Here is a 23,816-nt window from a genome sequence, read left to right on the forward strand (position 1 = left end):
TGACAGATTGACTAAGTTGTGCTTGTTGACTGAGTAATCATCCTGTTGACAGAATTATTATCCTGTGCTAGGAATGGATTGTGAGTAATATTTGAGTAATTGGGTGTAGCTATCGTATCGAGTAATGTCGCGCGATAGCTACTAGACTAGGGTTTACTGAAAATGGAGCATATGGGAATCGAACCTGATACATAGCCTATAACCCCTATTCTACCGTTACTTAGGTGTTACTCAAAACCGTAGTAGGATCTATCAATTTGTAGCCATAAAATAACCCCTAGGAGTTTAATCTAGGGGTATTAACTTATGAGATTGTAGTGGGTAAATTAATCTATCTGATAAATTACCCTAAGGAATAATTTAGCTTCAGGGCTGTCAATGTCAACCCCCAAGGCAGTTAACCTTTCCAGTGCTACATTTAACGGCACGGGTAATTTAGCTACTCCTTTTAAGACTTCTAAGGTAGCGTCAATCCCCTCCGTTTTGTATTTACTCTCATTGACGATTGCGCTATGCCCCATCATTCTAGCGCGTAACTCTACTGGTACTCCATATTTTTCACCCAACAGGTTGTACAGCCTACGAAAAGCATATTTTTGAGTTACCGGACATCCCATAGCTTTAATATGTTTACTGAATGCTACATTAAAACCCGCAGCTACAGTCCTAGGCTGGCTTCCCTCCTTCGGGGTATATTCTGGTAATATTGGTCGCTTTAATTCCAGAAAATTAAACATTTCGGGACTAGGGATTGGCGCTATAACCCGTCCCCCAGTCTTAATACTTACTTTCCTTCCCTCTGTATCAGTAAAGTAAGTATAATCACCCAATACTAAGTAATTATCCTGATTATCCGGGTCTGATAGCGCTTTGATGGTTACACCATCTTCTGTTGTATAGGGTTTGGTTAAGTTAACTGCAGCCGCTATCTCGGTAGGTCTTAATCCATACATTACCGCCATACCGGCAACCCATAGCCAACTGTGACGGACTTCGCTTATTCTATGGCTTTTAATGGTGTAGGCTTCCTGTTTGGCACTATACCACCAATCTTTAAAGGCATCGATACCTATACGCTGCTTAACCGTAAATCGTGTTTGTTTGGGGTTAATAGGCTCTAATTGCTTTAGTAGGTGGTCCTTATTGGGTGATTTTTTGGCAATGGCTTTCAGGATGTAGTAACGTTCTTTGAATGTTTTGGACCCTATCAGCTCCTCTCCATTCTGTAAGGGAGTGTACAGCATAACCTTGAAACTCTCCCAAGTAGGATAATCATCCCAATTGGGGAACTGTTCAAAAAATATCTGTTTGGTCCGATGGTATGACGATAAATCACTAACAATGTCGCGAGAACGTTTCCGTCCTGTATTGCGGTTGTACCCGGCAAAATACTCATCTTCCAGTTGTTGGAATATCTCTCGGTAGGTTATCAGATTATCCTCAATCTGATTTTTTCCTAGGATAGTCGTATCATACCAGTCCCAAAATTCACTAGCGTTACTGATAGTTCCCAGAGCCTCCGCCACTAACTTAGCTTTTTTAACTCCGTCTATCACCCCTTGGGGAGTACACTCAAGATTGGCTGTTTTGGGTAGCCGTTTTCCGGTAGGTGGCTGCTTAAACTGCAATAGCAAATTATACCTAGTCCCGGACTTTTGCAACTTGAGTGTCACCCCTTTGGGACACTCCCCCTTAAAGTCTTGATAGGCTTTCAGGAATCTATCGTAACTCTCGTCATAGTTGCCCTTTCCCCCTACGGTAGGGATGTTAGTGGCGTTACTCATTTTTTACTCACTTGTTACTCTACTACGGTTTTGAGTAACACCTAAGTAACGGTAGAATAGGGGTTATAGGCTATGTATCAGGTTCGATTCCCATATGCTCCATTTTCAGTAAAATTTTATCCTGACTGCGATAACCGGGAAAAACTTAACCCGGTTATCGCATTTTTAAAAACTATTTCACTATTTCCGGTTAACCTTAGCCAGAAGAGGCTTTTAGTGGAGAATAGGGGGGTCGAACCCACCATAAAAGCTATAACCCTTACTCTACCGTCACACTGATGCACTCGAAAGCGATCGCATTATTAGGAGTGAGTGTAAAATGAGTACAAGTACAAACAGTACGCACAGCGGTATATATCAAGGTTTTCAAGATATCCTTGAGTTTTTCAACTTATCCCGCCAACAATGTCCCAAGGGTGTCAGGATTAAGCGCAATCGGGGGACAATCCAACTAGACATCACAAACGACCCAGAAACTGGGGGACGTAAGCAACGGGGCTGTAATTGCCAATTTACTCCAGAGGGTATCCGCAAGGCTGTAGACAAGGCTTGGTTAGTCCATAAATCCCTTGATGGACAATTTCAGTCAGTATCTGAATGGCTGGACTGGTACAAGGCTACTATCCTTGATGAATCCAAAGTTCCCATGGAAAACGACTTAATCACCTATCGTCAAGTGTTTAAAGAAATGGAGGATGATTACTTTAATGGGGTACACAAGAACACTAAGCGGAAACGACTAAGCGGAAACGTTCCCGTGATCTGGCTAGTGACCAAAGTTCATTTAAACGCTGTTTTCTTACTGTGTTTAACAAAGTCACAGACTGGGATGTTTATGTGAGCTGGGAGGGTATAAAAGAAGCGTTATATAGCCCGTTACAAGATGGCAGTAGTCCGGTAGGTCATAAAATATTCAAAGACAGATACTACCGACTCAGACAGGTAGCGGAACGTGCTCGATGCAAGAAAGCACTAGAGAAGATGGAAAAGATTGACCCTACCCAGACAGTATTTGCTGAATCCCAAAGTATAGACTTGGATACCTTGCTAGGCTTGCTAGACAAGGAACGTAACACTGATTATGGACGGTTGACAGACAATAATGCTCGTGATGGTTGGTGTTGGGTGTCAGCAATGTGTGCTTTATATGGATTGAGACCATCAGAGATTGCAGCAGGACAAAACTTAACCAAGGATATCACGGTTGACGGCATAACGTTCCCCGCGATAAGTGACTCCAATAACATTGAGTTAGTGTTAGTGATTGGTGAGTTTACTTGCTTTGGTAGTAGCACCAAAACAGGTCAAAGGTTAGCAATACCAATGTCAAAAGACAAGGCTTTGATTAACCGTCTAGGGATTCATAACGTCTGTTTACCTATTACTGAACCTAAGAACCCAGCGGGCTTTAATCGTAACCACAGACAATGGTTAACTAACCATAATTGGGGATTCACCCAAGCATTAGCTTTCCGATATCTAGCCAACCAACTGGGAGAGATGAACGGGATACCACAGGAAATCAGGGCGCGTTCGTTTGGTCACTCGGTAACGGTTAATGACAGCAAGTACAAAAAACGTCGCCACCTTGCCACAGAGTTAGGTATCCTGACACGACATCAAAAGCAGCCATTACCGCTAGATATGGCAAAGCAAGCACTAACCAATCATGGTATCAATCCAGACTTGCCAGAGATTAAGGCAATTCTTAGGGTAATATATCAGCTTGATGATTAACCCTCAATAAATCGACAACACAATACCCTCTAGGCTAAATACTTAGGTGCCTTCATTTGGCACTCACTCCTAAATGTGCGATCGCTTTTGAGTGCATTAGAATGACGGTAGAATAGGGGTTATAGGTGCGAGACGTTTAGGAGTGAAATAGGGATGCAATGCCCGAAATAGCCTCCTAGTGGGACTTCCATCCCTTGGTGGAATATAAGGGATTCACATCCCTGACCATCCCATAACTGTTTATATGTCCCGATGCTTGGAGAAATCTGAGCAAGGCAGGGGACTCAAGGTCATAAACAAACTGAGAAATCAGGGAGTAGAGAGTAAAGGTGATAGCCACCCCCAGTTTCAGGATACACAACCTTGGGATTGAAGCGGGGAACGGAAGGCGTGAAGTAGAACCTACTACCAAATGCGACCACTGCCAACCATCCATGACTAGGGAAACCGAATGTCTGGCTTGAACCATCGTAATTATACAGTAGCGAAATAGGTTGATACGCTGCGCTCAAAAGAGCAAGGGGAAAAGTAGAGTCTTCTATATGACATCTACACAGACCTTTAAAGTACCCCGGTGGAGAGGACAAGTCTAAAGATGGAATGCCCATATAAACGGAACGTTTTAAGTCCTCCTAGACTCTAATTATCTGGTCGAGATATTAGTAGGAATAAGTGTAACCGCAAGTCTTAGAGGATGTGAGATGTGACCAGAAGCCAACGCCTTATTGTAATGATAAGGATATGCAGACGGGTCACGGTTTGATTGTAAAGAATAGAGTCTAGTAGGAGTTACTATGACGAAAGCGAGTTCAAAGAAAGGTTTTGAGAAATCAAAGCCAATCAAGACGTGCGTTTGTATGGAAACAAATTCCCTGGGCAAAAGTTCAGAGAAAAGTTTTCAAGCTCCAAAAGAGGATATTTCAAGCAGCTAAGTCGGGACAAAATGCAAAGGTTAGAAGGTGGCAACGTCTATTGGTGAAATCATATTATGCCCGGCTCCTAGCAGTGCGGCGAGTAACCCAAGACAATCAAGGCAAGAAAACAGCCGGTGTTGATGGAATGAGAGCAATCTCACCAAGGCAAAGGTTTGAAATTGTTGAGAGCATTAAGGGAAATTTCAAAGCAAAACCACTGCGACGGGTGTGGATTCCAAAACCTGGTAGGGATGAAAAACGCCCTCTAGGAATACCCACAATCCAAGATAGAGCCAGGCAAGCCTTGGTTAAGTCGGCACTCGAACCTGAATGGGAATCGAGATTTGAAAGCACAAGCTACGGGTTTAGACCGGGCAGGTCAGCCCACGACGCAATAACACGAATTTACCAGGGTATCAACAAAAGTGAATATTACGTGTTAGATGCAGACATAGCAAAATGCTCTTACCGTGAACCATGAATACCTACTGACCCAAATTCATTGTCCAAGCAGTCTAAAGAGAGACCTGAAACAATGGCTCAAAGCGGGCGTGCTAGATAACGGTGTATTCGAGGATACAGAAGCAGGGACACCCCAAGGAGGGGTCATAAGTCCACTCCTAGCCAACATCGCACTGGATGGCATGGTTAGGTTAATTGAAACAATGTATCCTAAAAAGAAAAACGTGGCTCAAGCCACAATAATCAGATACGCCGATGATTTTGTAGTAAGATCTCCATCACTAGAAATCATTGAACAGTGCAAAACTGCAATCTCCGAATGGTTAAAACCTGTAGGATTAGAGATTAAACCTGAAAAGACTCGAATCTGCCATACGCTCAAGCCTATTGAGTATGATGGTAAAACAGAAGAGCCCGGGTTCGATTTTCTGTGATTCAATATCAGGCAATATCCGGCAGGAAGATATAAATCTGGAAAAACAGGTGGGGCAGCAAGCCGATTAATCGGTCATAAAACCCACATTAAACCCAGCAGCAAAGCAGTTAAAGCCCATACAGAAGTGATTAAGGGTGTAATCAAACAACATAAAACCGCACCCCAATCAGCCCTGATTAGCAAACTAAACCCAATCATAAGGGGATGGTCGAACTACTATTCAAGGGTAGTCTCAACAGAGACATTCGTTAAACTAGATAAGACAATCTGGTTAATGTTACGGGCATGGACAGTTTCAAGATGCGGAAAGGCAAGTCATGAAAAGTTAAGAAACTACTTCCACAAGGGAACGGTTAAACTTAGCAATGGGAAAGAACGGCATGAAACTTGGCTATTCAAAGCAAAAGATGGATTTCAACTATGGAAACATAGCTGGACCCTGATTGTCAGACACACCCTAGTGCGCCCCGACGCGACACCATACGACGGAAACTGGACTTACTGGGCAACCAGGAAAGGACAAGCAATCGACACGCCAACAAGGGTAGCTAAACTACTCAAAAAACAAAAAGGCAAATGCGCCTGGTGTGGACAATACTTTACCCCATCAGACTTAGTTGAAGTAGACCACATTATACCTCGAAACCACGGTGGAAAGGATGAATATAAGAATCTTCAACTACTGCACCGCCACTGTCACGATGATAAGACGGCGTTAGACAACGCCAACGCTGTATCCCTAACAATGGAGCAATCAGACTAGGAGCCGTATGATGGGAAACTATCACGTACGGTTTTGAATGGGAGGGGATGGAGGTGACTTCATTCTCGACCCCTAATCTATCCTGATGACTTCAAGTCCCGGGTTCCGCATTGGGAAAGAAACCCGGTTTGGCTGGGGGAAGTTGGGTTACGCTGCGCTTCACCCAACCTACATACTGGGGGAAGTTGGGTTGCGCTGCGCTTCACCCAACCTACTAAAGCGCACAGGCAACCCGAAAACCGCAGCTGAAGTAGAGGAGGTCTGAGCCGCCCCTGTCGCGGTTGGCACAACGGCAGACTACTGGATTGAAGAGCCACGAACCGCCACGCAGCACCCTTCTTTCTTGGCTTTCCAAAAAGTTGACTAAATATTCAATAGGTTTTTGATAACGAATATCGTTGTCATAATCCCACACACCACCATCCGAAGGCGCACCATTGTAGCTATCATGCCAGGGGTCAGCGCACCATTCCGAAACATTTCCGTGGATATCATACAAGCCAAAGGCGTTGGCGTTTTGAAACTGACCGACGGGGGTGGTTTGTCCGCGGTAGGCTCCCAGGGGTCCTGAGCTATAGGTGTGGTTGCCATCGTAGTTGGCGAGGTCCGTCGTCAGGGTATCACCGACGTGAAAGGGGCTAGTGGTTCCGGCGCGGGCTGCATATTCCCACTCCGCTTCACTGGGTAATCGGTAGGGTTTGCCGATTCTCTTCGAGAGGCGATCGCACCACTCCATTACATCATACCATGCAACCGATTCAACGGGAAGATTTAATCCTTTAAAAGCTGAGGGGTCTGGGTTCAGGTCCCGTTGGAGTTTGGGGAAACTAGCCACTTGTCGCCATTGTGCTTGGGTAACGGGATATTTCCCCATGAGGAAGGGTTTAATCGTGACTTGGTGTTGGGGTCTTTCCTTATTTAGTGAACTTCCAGCTTCACCACTCGGCGCACCCATTTTAAAGGTTCCCCCCGGAATTTTTACCATCTCCAGAGTCACCCCATTTCCCAGGTCTTCGATAATACATTCAGCCTGACCGCGACTGCGGTTAATTTCTTGTCCCTTTGAATTGACCGTAACGATGTCAAATTCAAACTTCTGGGTTGGGGGTTTTTGACCATCAGAAGATGGCTGTAAATCTTCCAAAACTTCGGCTACAGATTGATAGCGTTTTTTAAAGACTGTCTCAACCAAACGGTCTAAGATTTTACCTAATTTATCACTCACCTGATTGCCATTTAAATGCTCACGCCACACCCATTGTGCTTCTAAGGGGTCATATAAATTCGACGGACTCACTTGGGTTAGCAGGTATAAACAAGTCACCCCTAAACTATATAAATCACTCCCATATTGAGCTTTTCCCATAGCTTGTTCCGGGGCGCAATATGCCGCCGAACCGATAACCGTTCCGGTGACGCTAAGAGATGTGCGCTGCACCTGTTTAGATGCTCCAAAATCCACTAGGACTAACTTGTTATCACTGGCGCGTCTAATGATGTTTTCGGGTTTAATATCCCGGTAAATTACTTGATTTTGGTGAACGAAATCCACAACTGGCAATAAATCCTCTAGCAGCGAAATGATTAGATTTTCGGTAAAAGCGCCTTGATTATCTAACTCCTGTTTTAGGGTGTTTCCGGCGATAAATTCCTGAACTAAATATTGACGGCTATCAGCGGTAAAATAAGCCAAAAGTCCCGGGATTTGGGAATGTTTGCCGAGGAGTTCTAAACGTTGGGCTTCTTGGTCGAATAATTGGGCGGCTTTTTCTAGGGTAGCGGTTCCTTGCGCCTGGGGAAGGAATTGCTTAATCACACAGGGAGGTTTTAGAAGGTTTGAAGTCATCGACGGCGATAAATGTGCGTCCTAAGCCACCTTGTCCAAGGATGCTTTTAGCATAGTAGCGTTCTACCAGTCGGAGTTTACTACCACATTTTTGGCAAAACTGGCAACCTTTGGGGTTGCTGTGGAGGCAGTCTGGGTTCAGACATTGGCTCATAATCAGGATGGTTATTGATACCTGATTCTACATTACCATAAATGCGGAAAATTAACCGGCTTTTTCACAGAAACCCGGTTTCGCCGGGGGAAGTTTGGTTTCGCTGCGCTTCACCCAACCTACATACTACATTACCATAAATGCCGAAAATTAACCCGCTTTTTCACAGAAACCTGATTGATCACGGCTGGGGAAGTTTGGTTTCGCTGCGCTTCACCCAACCTACATACTTCACCCAACCTACATACTACATTACCATAAATGCCGAAAATTAACCCGCTTTTTCACAGAAACCTGATTGATCACGGCTGGGGAAGTTTGGTTTCGCTGCGCTTCACCCAACCTACATACTTCACCCAACCTACATACTACATTACTATAAATGCCGAAAATTAACCCGCTTTTTCACAGAAACCCGGTTTCGCCGGGGGAAGTTTGGTTTCGCTGCGCTTCACCCAACCTACATACTACATTACTATAAATGCCGAAAATTAACCCGCTTTTTCACAGAAACCCGGTTTCGCCGGGGGAAGTTTGGTTTCGCTGCGCTTCACCCAACCTACATACTACATTACTATAAATGACGAAAATTAACCCGCTTTTTCACAGAAACCCGGTTTCGCCGGGGGAAGTTTGGTTTCGCTGCGCTTCACCCAACCTACATTCTGAATAATCGGTAATTCGGGGCTGGACATCGTTGTTGTTTACACTCGGGCAATTTAAATTTAACATTTCTTTACACACAAATCCAGATTTATGGTGTAAAATTGGGGCAATATAAAAAATGGCTCGCTGCGATCGCTTAAAAGGCTAAATGGCTAGCAGGGTAAAGGGCAAAACCGCAAAAGCGCTAAGAGCTAAGAGTCTGGGGGGGCACAAGCCACCCGAAAACCGTAGTTGCTGCCGAGGAAGTCCGGGACGAGCCAGTGGCGGAAGGCACAACGGCAGTTTCCGGGATGGCTGCTCCACGAACCGCCGCGCAGCACGCGCCTTTCTTCGTTTTTCAAAAGATTGACTAAACGTTCAACAGGGTTTTGAGAAGGATTATCGTTACCATCCCACACACCACCATCCGAGGGCGCACCAGTGTAGCTGTCGTGCCAGGGGTCAGCACACCACTCCCAAACATTCCCGTGGATACCATACAAGCCAAAGGCGTTGGCGTGTCGAAATTTGCCGACGGGGGTGGTTTGTTCGCGGTAGGCTCCCTTCGGTCCCGAGCTATAGGTGTAGTTGCCATTGTAGTTGGCGAGACCCGTCGTCAGCGTATCACCGACGTGAAAGGGGCTAGTGGTTCCGGCGCGGGCTGCATATTCCCACTCGGCTTCACTGGGCAATCGGTAGGGTTTGCCGATTCTTTTCGAGAGGCGGGCGCACCACTCGATTACATAATACCATGAAACTCTTTCAACGGGAAGATTTAATCCTTTAAATCTTGAGGGGTCTAGGCTCAGGTCCCGTTGGAGTTTGGGGAAACTAGCCACTTGTCGCCATTGTTCTTGGGTAACCGGATATTTCCCCATGAGGAAGGGTTTAATCGTGACTCGATGTTGGGGTCTTTCAGTATTAGAACTTCCAGCTTCACCACTCGGCGCACCCATGATAAAGGTTCCCCCCGGAATTAGCACCATCTCCAGGGTTACACCGTTTCCCAGGTCTTCGATAATACATTCAGCCTGACCGCGACTGCGGTTAATTTTTCGGCCATTTGAGTTGACGGTAACGATGTCAAATTCAAACTTCTGGGTTGGGTTTTTTTGACCATCAGAAGATGGCTGTAAATCTGCCCAAACTTCGGCTACAGATTGATAGCGTTTTTTAAAGACTGTCTCAACCAAACGGTCTAAGATTTTGCCTAATTTATCACTCACCTGATTGTCATTTAAATGCTCACGCCACACCCATTGTGCTTCTAAGGGGTCATATAAATCTGACGGACTCACTTGGGTTAGCAGGTATAAACAAGTCACCCCTAAACTATATAAATCACTCCCATATTGAGCTTTTCCCATAGCTTGTTCCGGGGCGCAATATGCCGCCGAACCGATAACCGTTCCGGTGACGCTAAGAGATGTGCGCTGCACCTGTTTAGATGCTCCAAAATCCACTAGGACTAACTTGTTATCACTGGCGCGTCTAATGATGTTTTCGGGTTTAATATCCCGGTGAATTACTTGATTTTGGTGGACGAAATCCAAAACTGGCAATAAATCCTCTAGCAGCGAAATGATTTGATTTTCGGTAAAAGCGCCTTGATTATCTAACTCCTGTTGTAGGGTGTTTCCGGCGATAAATTCCTGAACTAAATATTGACGGCTATCAGCGGTAAAATAAGCCAAAAGTTCCGGGATTTGCGGATGTTTGCCGAGGAGTTCTAAACGTTGGGCTTCTTGGTCGAATAATTGGGCGGCTTTTTGTAGGGTAGCGGTTCCTTGCGCCTGGGGAAGGAATTGCTTAATCACACAGGGAGGTTTAGAAGGTTTGAAGTCATCGACGGCGAGAAATGTGCGTCCTAAGCCACCTTGTCCAAGGATGCTTTTAGCATAGTAGCGTTCTACCAGTCGGAGTTTACTACCACATTTTTGGCAAAACTGGCAACCTTTGGGGTTGCTGTGGAGGCAGTCTGGGTTCAGACATTGGCTCATAATCAGGATGGTTATTGATACCTGATTGTACGTTACCATAAATGCCGAAAATTAACCGGCTTTTCCACAGAAACCCGGTTTCGCCGGGGGAAGTTGGGTTTCGCTGCGCTCCACCCAACCTACATACTACATACTAAGCGCACAGGCTACCCGGAAACCGTAGCTGACGTTGAGATCGCCCGAACCGCCACTGAAGCGGTAGCCAGAACGGCAGTAGTCAGGATTACCATACCACGAACCGCCGCGCAGCACCTTGGTGTCTTTGCTTATCAAAACGTTTACTAAATCACCAACATATATATGCTGACCATCCCACACTCGCCCGTCCGAGGGAGCGCCACCATAGCCTTCGTGCCAGGGGTCAGCGCACCATTCCCAAATATTCCCGTGGATATCATACAAGCCAAAGGCGTTGGCGTGTTGAAACTGACCGACGGGGGTGGTTTTTTGGTGGTAGACTCCCTTCGGTTCTGAGCTATATGTGCAGTTGCCATTGTAGTTGGCGATGTCCGTCGTTAGGGTATCACCGACATGAAAGGGGCTATTGGTTCCGGCGCGGGCTGCATATTCCCACTCGGCTTCACTGGGCAATCGGTAGGGTTTGCCCATTCTTTTCGAGAGTCGGGCACACCACTCGATCGCATCATACCATGAAACTCTTTCAACCGGAAGATTTAATCCTTTAAAATTTGATGGCTCTGGGTAAAGGTTCCATTTGAGTTTGGGGAAACTAGCCACTTGTCGCCATTGTGCTTGGGTAGCCGGATATTTCCCCATTAGGAAGGGTTCAATAGTGACTCGGTGTAGGGGTCTTTGATTATTATTACTTCCCGCTTCACTACTCGGCGCACCCATAATAAAGGTTCCCCCCGGAATTTTTACCATCTCCAGAATCACACCATTTCCCAGGTCTTCGATAATACATTCAGCCTGACCGGGACGGCGGTTGATTTTTTGTCCATTTGAATTGACGGTAACGATGTCAAATTTAAACTTCTGGGTTACCGGTTGGGGAGTTTGGCGGGTGGGCGGTTTCCCATAATATCGCCGTAAATCTTCCCAAACTTCCTCTACAGATTGATAGCGTTTTTTAAAGACTGTCTCAACCAAATGGTCTAATATTTTGCCTAATTTATCACTCACCTGATTGCCATTTAAATGCTCCCGCCACACCCATTTTGATTCTAAGGGGTCATATAAATCTGACGGACTGGCTTGGGTTAGCAGATATAAACAAGTCACCCCTAAACTATATAAATCACTCCCATATTGAGGTTTTCCCATAGCCTGTTCTGGGGCGCAATATTCCGCCGAACCGATAACGGTTCCGGTGACGCTAAGAGATGTGCGCTGCACCTGTTTAGATGCTCCAAAATCCACTAGGACTAACTTGTTATCACTGGCTCGTCTAATGATGTTTTCGGGTTTAATATCCCGGTGAATCACTTGATGTTTGTGGACAAAATACAAAACTTTCAATAAATCCTTGAGCAGGGAACTGATTTGATTTTCGGTAAAAGCGCCTTGATTATCTAACTGCTGTTGTAGGGTGTCTCCTTCGATAAATTCCTGAACTAAATATTGACGGTTATCAGCGGTAAAATAAGCCAAAAGTTCCGGGATTTGGGAATGTTTGCCGAGGAGTTCTAAACGTTGGGCTTCTTGGTCGAATAATTGGGCGGCTTTTTCTAGGGTAGCGGTTCCTTGCGCCTGGGGAAGGAATTGTTTAATCACACAGGGAGGTTTAGAAGGTTTGAAGTCATCCAGTGCCAGAAATGTGCGTCCGAACCCGCCTTGTCCGAGGATGCTTTTAGCATAGTAGCGTTCTGCCAGTCGGAGTTTACTGCCACATTTTTGGCAAAACTGGCAATCTTCGGGGTTGCTGTGGAGGCAGTCTGGGTTCAGACATTGGCTCATAATCAGGATGGTTATTGATACCTGATTCTACATTACCATAAATGCGGAAAATTAACCGGCTTTTTCACAGAAACCCGGTGGCTCACGGCTGGCTGGGAAGTTGCGTTTCGCTGCGCTTCACCCAACCTACTAAAGCGCACTGCCACATTTTTGGCAAAACTGGCAATCTTCGGGGTTGCTGTGGAGGCAGTCTGGGTTCAGACATTGGCTCATAATCAGGGTGGTTATTGATACCTGATTTTACATTACCATAAATGCCGAAAATTAACCCGCTTTTTCACAGAAACCCGGTGGCTCACGGCTGGCTGGGAAGTTGGGTTTCGCTGCGCTTCACCCAACCTACAATGGGGAAGTTGGGTTTCCCTGCGCTTCACCCAACCTACAATGGGAAAGTTGGGTTTCCCTGCGCTTCACCCAACCTACTAAAGCGCTAAAGCGCACAGGCTACCCGAAAACCGAAGTTGTGGAGGAGGTTGCCCGGGTAGGCACTGTTGCGGCTGGCACAACGGCAGAATACAGGAAGGTTAGACCATGAACCGCCACGCAGCACTCTCCGGTCTTTGCTTTCCAAAAGTTTGACTAAATTGTCAACATCTATATCCTGACTATCCCACACCGTACCATCCGAAGGCGCACCATTGTAGTTGTCGCGCCAGGGGTCAGCGCACCACTCCCAAACGTTCCCGTGGATATCATACAAGCCAAAGGCGTTGGCGCTTTGAAACCGACCGACGGGGGTGGTTTTTTTGCGGAAGACTCCCTTGAGTCCTGAGCTATAGCTGTAGTTGCCATCGTAGTTGGCGAGGTCTGTCGTCAGGGTATCACCGACATGAAAGGGGCTAGTTCTTCCGGCGCGGGCTGCATATTCCCACTCGGCTTCACTCGGTAATCGGCAGGGTTTGCTGATTACTTTTGAGAGGCGATCGCACCATTCCACCACATCATACCATGAAACTTTTTCAACGGGAAGATTGAATCCTTTAAATCTTGAGGGGTCTAGGCTCAGGTTTCGTTGGAGTTTGGGGAAACTAGCCACTTGTCGCCATTGTGCTTGGGTAACCGGATATTTCCCCATTAGGAAGGGTTTAATCGTGACTTGGTGTTGGGGTCTTTCAGCATTAGAACTTCTAGGTTCACCACTCGACGCACCCATAATAAAGGTTCCTCCCGGAATTAGCACCATCTCCAGAGTTACACTATTTCCCAGGTCTTCGATAATACATTCAGCCTGACCGGGACGACGGTTAATTTCTCGACCCATTGAATTGACCGTAACGATGTCAAATTTAAACTTCTGGGTTGGGGGTTTTGGACTATCATCAGATGGCTGTAAATCTGCCCAAACTTGGGCTACAGATTGATAGCGTTTGTTAAACACTGTCTCAACCAAACGGTCTAAGATTTTGCCTAGTTTCTCACTCAACTGATTGTCATTTAAATGCTCACGCCACACCCATTGTAATTCTAAGGGGTCATATAAATTCGACGGACTCACTTGGGTTAGCAGGTATAAACAAGTCACCCCTAAACTATATAAATCACTCCCATATTGAGGTTTTCCCATAGCTTGTTCCGGGGCGCAATATGCCGCCGAACCGATAACCGTTCCCGTGACGCTAAGAGATGTGCTATGCACCTGTTTAGCCGCTCCAAAATCCACTAGGACTAACTTGTTATCACTGGCGCGTCTAATGATGTTTTCGGGTTTAATATCCCGGTGAATTACTTGATTTTGGTGGACGAAATCCAAAACTGGCAATAAATCCTCTAGCAGCGAAATGATTTGATTCTCGGTAAAAATTCCTTGATTGTCTAACTCCTGTTCTAGGGTGTCTCCTTCGATAAATTCCTGAACTAAATATTGACGGTTATCAGCGGTAAAATAAGCCAAAAGTTCCGGGATTTGGGAATGTTTGCCGAGGAGTTCTAAACGTTGGGCTTCTTGGTCGAATAATTGGGCGGCTTTTTCTAGGGTAGCGGTTCCTTGCGCCTGGGGAAGGAATTGTTTAATCACACAGGGAGGTTGAGAAGGTTTGAAGTCATCCACTGCCAGAAATGTGCGTCCGAACCCGCCTTGTCCGAGGATGCTTTTAGCATAGTAGCGTTCTGCCAGTCGGAGTTTACTGCCACATTTTTGGCAAAACTGGGAACCTTCGGGGTTGCTGTGGAGGCAGTCTGGGTTCAGACATTGGCTCATAATCAGGATGGTTATTGATACCTGATTCTACATTACCATAAATGCGGAAAATTAACCGGCTTTTTCACAGAAACCTGATTTATCACGGCTGGGGAAGTTGGGCCCGGCTGCGCTTCACCCAACCTACAATGGGAAAGTTGGGTTTCCCTGCGCTTCACCCAACCTACAATGGTACACTGGAGAAGTTGGGCCCGGCTGCGCTTCACCCAACCTACAATGGTACACTGGAGAAGTTGGGCCCGGCTGCGCTTCACCCAACCTACAATGGTAGGGGAAGTTGGGCCCGGCTGCGCTTCACCCAACCTACATATTCGCCTAACCTACAATGGGAATGGACAATTGACGACTAATTGGCGATAATCTAGTGGTGAACATTAATCCTCTGCTGGGAAAAGGCTTTTTATGCTTACCCTTGAAACTTTATTTGATGAAGGGTTTTATTTGGCACAAAATCAGGACGTTAAAGATGCGATCGCTAACGGGGTTTTTGAGACCGCCTTTGAGCATTTTTCTCGCTATGGACAATTTGAAGGACGAACACCTAACCCGATTTTTGATGGGGAATTTTATCTGGCACAAAATCCCGATATTCAGTCGGAAGTAGAGGCGGGAATTACCACTGCAGCGGCTCATTTTGTTAATATTGGACAAACGGACAACCTCAGCCCTAATCCCTTTTTTGACCCGGTTTTTTATCTACAACAAAATCCTTCAGTCGCTCAGGGAGTAGCTAACGGGGAATTTACGGCATTTGAGCATTTTTTCAAAATCGGACAATTTCAGGGGTTGAACCCTAGCGAGTCCTTTGATACGGAGTTTTATCGCGATCGCAATTTTGATGCTGTTCAGGGTATAGAAGAAGAGATAATTGGCAGCCTTTTTGAGCATTTTTTTCGGTTTGGTTCGCCGTTGGGGAGGTTGGGCGCACCCCCACAGTTCGGCGATGACCTCAGTAATGCGATCGCTTTAGATACTCTCTTGGGAAGTCGGACTATAGTTAACTCGGTTACGGATGATAACCCGGTCAATATTTATGAATTTATCATTCCCAATAATGGCAGTGAGTTTAGCCTATTTCTGCACGGTTTAAAAGCGGATGCTAATGTGGATTTAATCCAAGATTTTAATCAAAATCAAGCGGTTCAACCTGATGATATTATCGCCTCTTCAAATAACCCGGCTTTGGCTACAGAATCTATTGAGATTGACCTATTGCCACGGGGAACCTACTTTGTGCGGGTTTCTCAGTTTCAGGGGGAAACTATTTATGCCTTGGAATTGTCAGCCATTCCCCTGGATATTTGAACCCAAGGGGTAACTGATAATTATTAATTATTAATTATTAATTATTAATTATTAATTATTAACGGGGAACCTACTTTGTGCGAGTTTCTCAGTTTCAGGGGGAAACTATTTATGCCTTGGAATTGTCAGCCATTCCCCTGGATATTTGAACCCAAGGGGTAACTGATAATTGTTAATTATTAATTATTAATTATTAATTATTAACGGGGAACCTACTTTGTGCGAGTTTCTCAGTTTCAGGGGGAAACTATTTATGCCTTGGAATTGTCAGCCATTCCCCTGGATATTTGAACCCAAGGGGTAACTGATAATTATTAATTATTAATTATTAATTATTAATTATTAATTATTAACGGGGAACCTACTTTGTGGGTTCGGGTTTCTCAGGGGTTTCAGGGGAAACTATTTATGCCTTGGAATTGTCAGCCATTCCCCTGGATATTTGAACCCAAAAACTGTTAATTATTAATTATTAATTATTAATTATTAATTATTAACGGGGAACCTACTTTGTGCGAGTTTCTCAGTTTCAGGGGGAAACTATTTATGCCTTGGAATTGTCAGCCATTCCCCTGGATATTTGAACCCAAGGGGTAACTGTTAATTATTAATTATTAATTATTAATTATTAATTATTAACGGGGAACCTACTTTGTGCGAGTTTCTCAGTTTCAGGGGGAAACTATTTATGCCTTGGAATTGTCAGCCATTCCCCTGGATATTTGAACCCAAGGGGTAACTGTTAATTATTAATTATTAATTATTAATTATTAATTATTAACGGGGAACCTACTTTGTGCGAGTTTCTCAGTTTCAGGGGGAAACTATTTATGCCTTGAAATTGTCAGCCATTCCCCTGGATATTTGAACCCAAGGGGTAACTGTTAATTATTAATTATTAATTATTAATTATTAATTATTAACGGGGAACCTACTTTGTGCGAGTTTCTCAGTTTCAGGGGGAAACTATTTATGCCTTGGAATTGTCAGCCATTCCCCTGGATATTTGAACCCAAGGGGTAACTGATAATTATTAATTATTAATTATTAATTATTAATTATTAACGGGGAACCTACTTTGTGCGAGTTTCTCAGTTTCAGGGGGAAACTATTTATGCCTTGGAATTGTCAGCCATTCCCCTGGATATTTGAACCCAAGGGGTAACTGTTAATTATTAATTATTAATTATTAATTATTAATTATTAATTATTAATTATTAATTATTAATTATTAACGGGGAACCTACTTTGTGCGGGTTTCTCAGTTTCAGGGGGAAACTATTTATGCCTTGGAATTGTCAGCCATTCCCCTGGATATTTGAACCCAAGGGGTAACTGTTAATTATTAATTATTAATTATTAATTATTAATTATTAACGGGGAACCTACTTTGTGCGGGTTTCTCAGTTTCAGGGGGAAACTATTTATGCCTTGGAATTGTCAGCCATTCCCCTGGATATTTGAACCCAAGGGGTAACTGTTAATTATTAATTATTAATTATTAATTATTAATTATTAACGGGGAACCTACTTTGTGCGGGTTTCTCAGTTTCAGGGGGAAACTATTTATGCCTTGGAATTGTCAGCCATTCCCCTGGATATTTGAACCCAAGGGGTAACTGTTAATTATTAATTATTAATTATTAATTATTAATTATTAACGGGGAACCTACTTTGTGCGGGTTTCTCAGTTTCAGGGGGAAACTATTTATGCCTTGGAATTGTCAGCCATTCCCCTGGATATTTGAACCCAAGGGGTAACTGATAATTATTAATTATTAATTATTAATTATTAATTATTAATTGTCTGAGAAGCCCGCAGTTGACCGCAGGCGGCATCAGCATCTAAACCGCGAGAATAGCGAACGCTGACTGCTACCCGTCGCTGTTCCAATTCCTTGAAAAAATCCTGTATTTGTGAGGGACTAGGGCGCTGATAATCCACCTCATTAATGGGGTTATAGGGAATCAGATTAACATGACTTTGAAAGCCCCGCATAAGGCTGGCTAATTCGGTGGCGTGGCTAGGTAAATCATTAACTCCAGATAACATCACATACTCAAAACTTACCCGCCGCCCGGTCAATTTCACATAATCTCGACATTCAGAGATGAGGGATTCTAGGGGATAGGTTTTGGCGCTGGGAATCAGTTGTTCTCGGAGAGTTTGATTAGAAGCGTGTAAACTAACAGCCAGGGTAATTTGTAGCTGATATTCGGCTAATTGGCGGATGCGGTTGGGAATGCCTACGGTGGAAAGAGTAATCATTCGCTGTCCGATACCAATATCTCTATTTAAGCAGGTAATAGCAGCGATCGCATTTTGAGTATTAAGTAAAGGTTCCCCCATACCCATAAAGACAATATGGCTGACACGGCGTTGGAAATCTTCCTGAACCGTGAGAACTTGATCTACAATTTCATGGGTTTCCAAGTTACGGAAAAACCCCCCCTTTCCGGTCGCGCAAAAATCGCAAGCCATGGGACACCCCACCTGAGAAGAAACACAAACCGTTAAGCGGTCATGGGTAGGAATGCCGACAGTTTCAATAATTTGACCATCGGATAATTTCAGCAAATACTTAATCGTGCCATCACTAGCAACCGCGCGATAATGAATAGTTGAACGACCAACGGGTATGGTGGCTAATTGCGATCGCCACTGTTTGGGAAACACAGTTATTTCCTCAAGGGATTTAGCCCCTTTCTGATAAATCCACTGATATAATTGCTTTCCCCGATAAGCTGGTTGTCCCTGTTGCTGAACCCAATCAGTCAGTTCAGGTAAAGATGTCCCCAGTAAAGGTTTAAAAGCTGGTTCAACTGCGATCATAAATAGCTACCCTGTGCTTAAAAATTAATCGGCTGATTGTGGCTTTTTAGTTAACAGAAATCCCCGTAACTGAGTGAGATTAACCGTTTGTCCTAAATTGAGAGGTAACACAGAAACACCTTCTAAGCGGGACTGTACCCAACCCTCTCCCCAATACCATTCATGAAAGCCATCAATCCCCCCACTGAGGAGAAACCGCAAACAGTTAGACTCAGCCACATCAACATAATGTTTAATGGTCACCGGACCCAGTGAACTGGTGAACTTTAGACCCACATTAAACTGTTGGGGGAGTCCTGATGAAAATTGCACAGGCCACAACCACTGTTGAACGTGGTGGGGATACAACAGACTTTCGCGAATAGTCGCCTCGGAGGCATCTACCTCAATCCTTAGACTGCTTTTTTGAAAACTACCCAGCATAAGTCACCATGATCAAACCAGTTAGCGATCGCACTTGTCGGATCACAAACCACTCCCCATTATAGCAGTTCTAGTAGGGTGCGTCATAACCAGAAAATGGCAATCATCACCGCCCATCTCGCCAACTGACGCACCTCACCCATGGTAGCCTATCCGGTGCATCATAACCGGAAAACCAGCACCATGACCCCAAGACAAGGGATATCTAGGGTTAGGGGAAATTAATTATTTGTTTGTGATGATGAGTAAACCCGCTTCACCCCTCCGGCTATCAAGGAATAGGGCGCAGGCGGGAACTAAATGGATAATGGATTATGGATAATTGTAAGTTGTAAATTGTAAATTGTCAATCATCAACTTTCCAAAAACTATGGCTGATCAACTTATACGTGCTACAGCGGCTGACGGCGGTATTCGCGCTGTGGGGGTAATTACCACTCGTCTAACGGAGGAAGCGAGAAAACGGCATAAACTATCCTATGTAGCCACAGCAGCCCTAGGACGGACAATGGCAGGGGGTCTGTTGCTGGTTTCTAATATGAAGCGTCCCGAGTCACGGATAAATCTTCAAATTCAAGGGGACGGACCCTTAGGAGGTATTGTAGTCGATGCGGGACTCGATGGCACTGTGCGGGGTTATGTTGGGAACCCAGAAATCGAGTTAGCGCCCAATGCTTATGACAAACTAGACGTTGGCAGGGCAGTGGGTAAAAATGGTTATGTTTATGTAGTGCGGGATGTTGGCTATGGTTATCCTTACTCCAGTACAGTTGAACTGGTGTCAGGAGAAATCGGCGACGACCTGACCCATTATCTGGTATCATCAGAACAAACCCCATCAGCCTTAGTGTTAGGGGTATTTGTGGATAAAGAAGGCGTACAGGCGGCTGGGGGGCTGTTATTACAGATCCTCCCCAAAGCTGCCACTGATTTAGCACTGATAGAGTTATTAGAATCGAGAATTGGTGCCTTATCTGGTTTTACGCCTCTGTTGCGCGCCTGTCAAACTCTCCCCCATATTTTTGAGCAATTGCTAGGAGATTTGGGGTTAAATATTCTACCGGAAACCCAATTGCTACAGTTTCATTGTGGCTGTTCTTTTGAACGAGTTTTAGGTGGTCTCAAGATGTTTGGACAAGCTGAACTACAAGATATGATTGAAAAGGATAGCGGCGCAGAGGCTAAATGTGAATTTTGTGGCCAGACTTATCACGCCACTACGGAAGATCTCCATAAGTTGATCCGAGACTTGAACCAGGATCACGATCAGTTGTCCGAAAAGATTGGCAGGGTTTTATAGGAAACTTCCCTAGGGGATTAGAAGCCAAGGCTAAAATACAACCTGTTCAGAAATCATCTGATCACCTCTCAAAGTCCCTCTCCGTCTCTGGGATCCAGATTTAGGGTGAGGGTAATGTATTAAGCGACTGGTGAACAAGCTGTAATTCCCTAGGTGGGGTGATTGCGATCGCTTTCCTAACAGTGCTATAAAAATCAAGCAGCACCTTACTTTTTCCCCGTGGATAGTTGGTAGGGGGTGAATGCAGCGTGAGGATGGCTTAACCTATGATTGACAGGAAACCGAAACAAAACCGTTGGCTGGAATTGCGTTCCCCAAAAGTGGCGACACCACCAGCGATATCTGACAGAGTAGGGTCGCCACCAAAATTGGTGCGGGGAAGTTCTGAACAAATACAGCCACAACGTAAAAGCCGTAAAGAACGGTTAAAAGAACTGCGGATGCTGCTAGAGTCGCAAAGCATGAATCAGCCACCCTCACCACCGCCAGAACCGGAAGTCGTGCAGCCAGAGCCTACTGTATCATCAGCTTTGGTGACAGTGGTTCCCCCAACTGTTGAACCGGAAACGCCTTCACCAAAGAGAAATAACCCCATTATGGCATCTCTGCCGTTGTTGGGGTTGCTGTTGGTGTTGGCGACTCCCCCAGGGGTGGCTTATGTGGCTAGTACGTTACTGTTGCGATCGCCTGCTTTACCTAACTGTCCTAAGATTTTTTGGCCACTGGCTTCGGCATCTCTGCGTCTGTACTGCGCTGAAATGGCTGCCAGTAAAAACACTTTAGATGATTTCCTCCTAGCCTTTGAGTTGGTGAGTGTCCTGCCAGAAGACCATCCCCTCCGCCCGGAAATTAACCGCCACATTGACAAATGGTCGATCGGTATTATGAATTTGGCAGAGTCTCAGTTTCAAGCCGGAGAATTATCTGAGGCAATTCGGATAGCGAAAAAGATTCCCCCGCAAACTTCCGCATCAGCTAGTGTAGAACAGCGGATTAAACAGTGGCAAGAAATTTGGAAAAAGGCTGAGGGTATTTACCGCAAGGTTGAAGATTTGATGCGCCGAGAAGAGTTGAATTTGGCATTTAGGGAAGCTACCCAGTTATTGAATGTGGGGAATAATTACTGGGAAACGGTGCGATATCAGAAATTAACGGATTTGCTACAGATAGCCAGGGAAGATAGTCGGAAATTGGCAGAAGCCCGAAGTTTGGGGAATCAAGGGGGGGTTAATAACCTATTACTGGCAATTAAAAAGCTAGAGGAAATTTCTGATCAGAGCTATTTGCAAGATCAGGCGAAAAAAGAAGTTTCGGCTTTGAGTAAGTCGATTATGACTATAGCGGAAGATATCCTGAATCAGGGTCAATGGCAAGAAGCGATCGCTACGGTGAATAAAATTCCCACCAGTGCTAACCTGACCGAGGAGGTTAAGGATTTTATCGTTTTAGCCCGCGCCCATGTTCCGGCGCTGCTGGATACCCCAGAAGGACTGACAGATGCGATCGCTCAAGCGGGTGCTATTGAACGTAATCGGCCGTTATACTGGAAGGCACAACAATATATTCGGGGCTGGCAGCAGGAAATTGCTGATCTGACAATTCTCAATGAGGCGGAAAGATTAGCCCGTAGCCAAACTATACCGGATTTAAGGGCGGCGATCGCTAAATTGCAACTAATCCCGGTTTCTCATTCCCGTGGTAGTGAAGCCCGGAAAAATATTAGCCAATGGAATCGGAAAATTGAGGAAATCGAAGATAGACCATTATTGGATATCGCGGAAAAGTTGGCGAGTTTTGGGGATGTTGATTCTCTCAAGGCGGCGGTAGAAAGGGCTTCTCAAATTGGTCGTGGTCGGGCATTATATGATGAGGCTCAAGAACAGATTAAAGAGTGGCGTGTCAGAAGTGAGCGCCTAGAGTTTCAACCGGTTCTCGACCGCGCTCAAGAATTAGCCGCCCAGGGTGATTTTGCTAATGCTATTGCTGTGGCTGAACAAATTAGACCCGGTTTATTGATGTACGAAAAAGCCAGGGCTGATATTAACCAATGGCGATCGCAATTACAGGATATCCAAAATTTAGAAAATGCCGAAACTTCTGCCATTCCTGGCACTATAGATGGGTTAATTCGTGGCATTCAATTAGCCGACCGAGTTTCTCCTTCTGGTTCGTGGCGTTGGCGTGCAGATCAGCTCATTAATGATTGGAGTCAAACCTTATTTACTCGCGGATTAGATCAGGCGATTTATGATATACCTGGGGCTATAGAAACCCTAAAAATGATTCCCCCAGGTAGTACCGTTTATAATTCCGCTCAAGCTCAAATTTCCGATTGGCAATCTTGGTTAAACCCACCGACTCCGGTTCCCAATCAACAGCCTACTCCGCCTAGGTCAGTATCTCCCAATATTGAATTTGAGCAGCCACCCGATCTAAACAAACCAATTAGATGGGATAACTCCATTGATGACCCTCAACCACGCCTTTAAAAAATTCGCCCAAAAATTAACCACAATTGGGGTTGATTGACCTTATAATTGGGAGCAAAAGAACTACAGGCATGACTTACTGGGACAAACCATTACCCCATAAAATCCTAACCCCCGCCGAACTACTCCAGCTTTATGCTAGTGGTAAACGAGGGTTCATCGGCGTAGACCTACAAGAGGTAAACCTCGAAGGAGCCAATTTAAAAGAATTACTCCTCTGGCAGGCTAACCTCAAATCCATTAATCTCCGTCGCGCTAATCTTAGCAACACCCATCTATTTGCTAACCTCTGTAAAGCTAATTTGTCCGACACCGATTTAAGCAATGCTAAACTACTTTATTCTGACCTGAGAGAAGCAAACTTGACCAGAGCTAAATTGTTCAAAACCAATCTCAAAGGGGCAGATTTACGCGGTGCCAATTTAAGCTACGCTAAACTAGCATACGCTGACTTAACCGAAGCAGATTTACGCGGCGCAAACTTCTCTAATTCCGTTCTATTTTCAGTCACCATAAATCGCGCTCATATTGAAGATGTTGATTGGAGTAAAACTACTTTAGTTAAAACCAATCTCCGGGATGCACTATAATTCAATTAGCTTCTGTAGCTT

Annotated in this window: 12 protein-coding genes and 4 pseudogenes; 7 read left to right on the forward strand and 9 right to left on the reverse strand. The window is 44.9% G+C overall.

Annotated features, from left to right (window positions below; genetic code table 11):
- Positions 1-326 precede the first annotated feature (326 nt).
- On the reverse strand, positions 327-1,784 hold the full coding sequence (locus tag HFV01_RS12850) for a hypothetical protein (protein WP_006625553.1): 1,458 nt from the start codon (positions 1,782-1,784) through the stop codon (positions 327-329).
- Positions 1,785-2,103: 319 nt separating this feature from the next.
- On the opposite strand from HFV01_RS12850, the pseudogene HFV01_RS30605 reads away from it, so the two are divergent.
- Positions 2,104-3,521, forward strand: a pseudogene (locus HFV01_RS30605) (site-specific integrase).
- A 290-nt stretch (positions 3,522-3,811) separates the two neighbouring features.
- On the opposite strand, the gene HFV01_RS12865 reads toward HFV01_RS30605, so the two are convergent.
- A complete protein-coding gene (locus HFV01_RS12865; RefSeq protein ID WP_193521162.1) occupies positions 3,812-4,033 on the reverse strand; it encodes a hypothetical protein in 222 nt (73 codons plus the stop codon).
- Between the two features lie 282 nt (positions 4,034-4,315).
- Between HFV01_RS12865 and ltrA the strand changes: the two are divergent.
- Positions 4,316-6,096 (forward strand): annotated as a pseudogene (ltrA, locus tag HFV01_RS12875) (group II intron reverse transcriptase/maturase).
- A gap of 214 nt (positions 6,097-6,310) precedes the next feature.
- On the opposite strand, the pseudogene HFV01_RS12880 reads toward ltrA, so the two are convergent.
- Positions 6,311-8,096 (reverse strand): annotated as a pseudogene (locus tag HFV01_RS12880) (bifunctional serine/threonine-protein kinase/formylglycine-generating enzyme family protein).
- Between the two features lie 140 nt (positions 8,097-8,236).
- Between HFV01_RS12880 and HFV01_RS30610 the strand changes: the two are divergent.
- Positions 8,237-8,371 (forward strand): hypothetical protein, encoded by a 135-nt coding sequence (locus HFV01_RS30610; protein ID WP_280949142.1) that lies wholly within the window; start codon positions 8,237-8,239, stop codon positions 8,369-8,371.
- A gap of 582 nt (positions 8,372-8,953) precedes the next feature.
- On the opposite strand, the gene HFV01_RS12890 is transcribed toward HFV01_RS30610, so the two are convergent.
- The 4 genes and pseudogenes from HFV01_RS12890 to HFV01_RS12900 form a co-directional block, all read right to left on the reverse strand.
- Positions 8,954-10,741, reverse strand: coding sequence for a bifunctional serine/threonine-protein kinase/formylglycine-generating enzyme family protein (locus HFV01_RS12890; RefSeq protein WP_193521163.1), 1,788 nt, complete (start codon positions 10,739-10,741; stop codon positions 8,954-8,956).
- A gap of 126 nt (positions 10,742-10,867) precedes the next feature.
- Positions 10,868-12,658: a bifunctional serine/threonine-protein kinase/formylglycine-generating enzyme family protein gene (locus tag HFV01_RS12895; protein ID WP_006625565.1), complete on the reverse strand. Its 1,791-nt coding sequence runs from the start codon at positions 12,656-12,658 to the stop codon at positions 10,868-10,870.
- Positions 12,659-12,790: 132 nt separating this feature from the next.
- Positions 12,791-12,871, reverse strand: a pseudogene (locus tag HFV01_RS31690) (4-Cys prefix domain-containing protein); the annotation flags it as partial.
- A gap of 217 nt (positions 12,872-13,088) precedes the next feature.
- Positions 13,089-14,855 carry a bifunctional serine/threonine-protein kinase/formylglycine-generating enzyme family protein gene (locus tag HFV01_RS12900; RefSeq protein WP_193521164.1) on the reverse strand — a complete coding sequence of 589 codons (1,767 nt, stop codon included), beginning with the start codon at positions 14,853-14,855 and terminating at the stop codon, positions 13,089-13,091.
- A 402-nt stretch (positions 14,856-15,257) separates the two neighbouring features.
- On the opposite strand from HFV01_RS12900, the gene HFV01_RS12905 reads away from it, so the two are divergent.
- Positions 15,258-16,160 (forward strand): pre-peptidase C-terminal domain-containing protein, encoded by a 903-nt coding sequence (locus HFV01_RS12905; RefSeq protein ID WP_006625568.1) that lies wholly within the window; start codon positions 15,258-15,260, stop codon positions 16,158-16,160.
- A 1,792-nt stretch (positions 16,161-17,952) separates the two neighbouring features.
- On the opposite strand, the gene rlmN is transcribed toward HFV01_RS12905, so the two are convergent.
- A complete protein-coding gene (gene rlmN / locus HFV01_RS12910) occupies positions 17,953-18,993 on the reverse strand; it encodes a dual-specificity RNA methyltransferase RlmN (protein ID WP_006669944.1) in 1,041 nt (346 codons plus the stop codon).
- Between the two features lie 24 nt (positions 18,994-19,017).
- Positions 19,018-19,416 (reverse strand): hypothetical protein, encoded by a 399-nt coding sequence (locus tag HFV01_RS12915; RefSeq protein WP_006625575.1) that lies wholly within the window; start codon positions 19,414-19,416, stop codon positions 19,018-19,020.
- Positions 19,417-19,786: 370 nt separating this feature from the next.
- Here HFV01_RS12915 and hslO point away from each other — a divergent pair, with 370 nt between their 5' ends.
- From hslO to HFV01_RS12930, 3 genes are all read left to right on the forward strand, one after another.
- Complete coding sequence (gene hslO, locus HFV01_RS12920) at positions 19,787-20,716, forward strand: Hsp33 family molecular chaperone HslO (RefSeq protein WP_008050894.1); 930 nt, start codon at positions 19,787-19,789, stop codon at positions 20,714-20,716.
- A 266-nt stretch (positions 20,717-20,982) separates the two neighbouring features.
- Positions 20,983-23,205 carry an AAA family ATPase gene (locus HFV01_RS12925; RefSeq protein WP_193521165.1) on the forward strand — a complete coding sequence of 741 codons (2,223 nt, stop codon included), beginning with the start codon at positions 20,983-20,985 and terminating at the stop codon, positions 23,203-23,205.
- 71 nt (positions 23,206-23,276) lie between these two features.
- Positions 23,277-23,795: a pentapeptide repeat-containing protein gene (locus HFV01_RS12930; RefSeq protein WP_006625578.1), complete on the forward strand. Its 519-nt coding sequence runs from the start codon at positions 23,277-23,279 to the stop codon at positions 23,793-23,795.
- Positions 23,796-23,816: the final 21 nt, after the last annotated feature.

It is taken from the genome of Limnospira fusiformis SAG 85.79 (assembly GCF_012516315.1).
Classification (GTDB): Bacteria; Cyanobacteriota; Cyanobacteriia; order Cyanobacteriales; family Microcoleaceae; genus Limnospira; species Limnospira fusiformis.

Bases quoted from the DNA above. Each gene is read 5' to 3' on its own strand.
- HFV01_RS12850 (WP_006625553.1), bottom strand. From the start codon at position 1,784: ATGAGTAACGCCACTAACATCCCTACCGTAGGGGGAAAGGGCAACTAT.
- HFV01_RS30610 (WP_280949142.1), top strand. From the start codon at position 8,237: ATGCCGAAAATTAACCCGCTTTTTCACAGAAACCTGATTGATCACGGC.
- HFV01_RS12890 (WP_193521163.1), bottom strand. From the start codon at position 10,741: ATGAGCCAATGTCTGAACCCAGACTGCCTCCACAGCAACCCCAAAGGT.
- HFV01_RS12895 (WP_006625565.1), bottom strand. From the start codon at position 12,658: ATGAGCCAATGTCTGAACCCAGACTGCCTCCACAGCAACCCCGAAGAT.
- HFV01_RS12900 (WP_193521164.1), bottom strand. From the start codon at position 14,855: ATGAGCCAATGTCTGAACCCAGACTGCCTCCACAGCAACCCCGAAGGT.
- HFV01_RS12905 (WP_006625568.1), top strand. From the start codon at position 15,258: ATGCTTACCCTTGAAACTTTATTTGATGAAGGGTTTTATTTGGCACAA.
- rlmN (WP_006669944.1), bottom strand. From the start codon at position 18,993: ATGATCGCAGTTGAACCAGCTTTTAAACCTTTACTGGGGACATCTTTA.
- HFV01_RS12915 (WP_006625575.1), bottom strand. From the start codon at position 19,416: ATGCTGGGTAGTTTTCAAAAAAGCAGTCTAAGGATTGAGGTAGATGCC.
- hslO (WP_008050894.1), top strand. From the start codon at position 19,787: ATGGCTGATCAACTTATACGTGCTACAGCGGCTGACGGCGGTATTCGC.
- HFV01_RS12925 (WP_193521165.1), top strand. From the start codon at position 20,983: ATGATTGACAGGAAACCGAAACAAAACCGTTGGCTGGAATTGCGTTCC.
- HFV01_RS12930 (WP_006625578.1), top strand. From the start codon at position 23,277: ATGACTTACTGGGACAAACCATTACCCCATAAAATCCTAACCCCCGCC.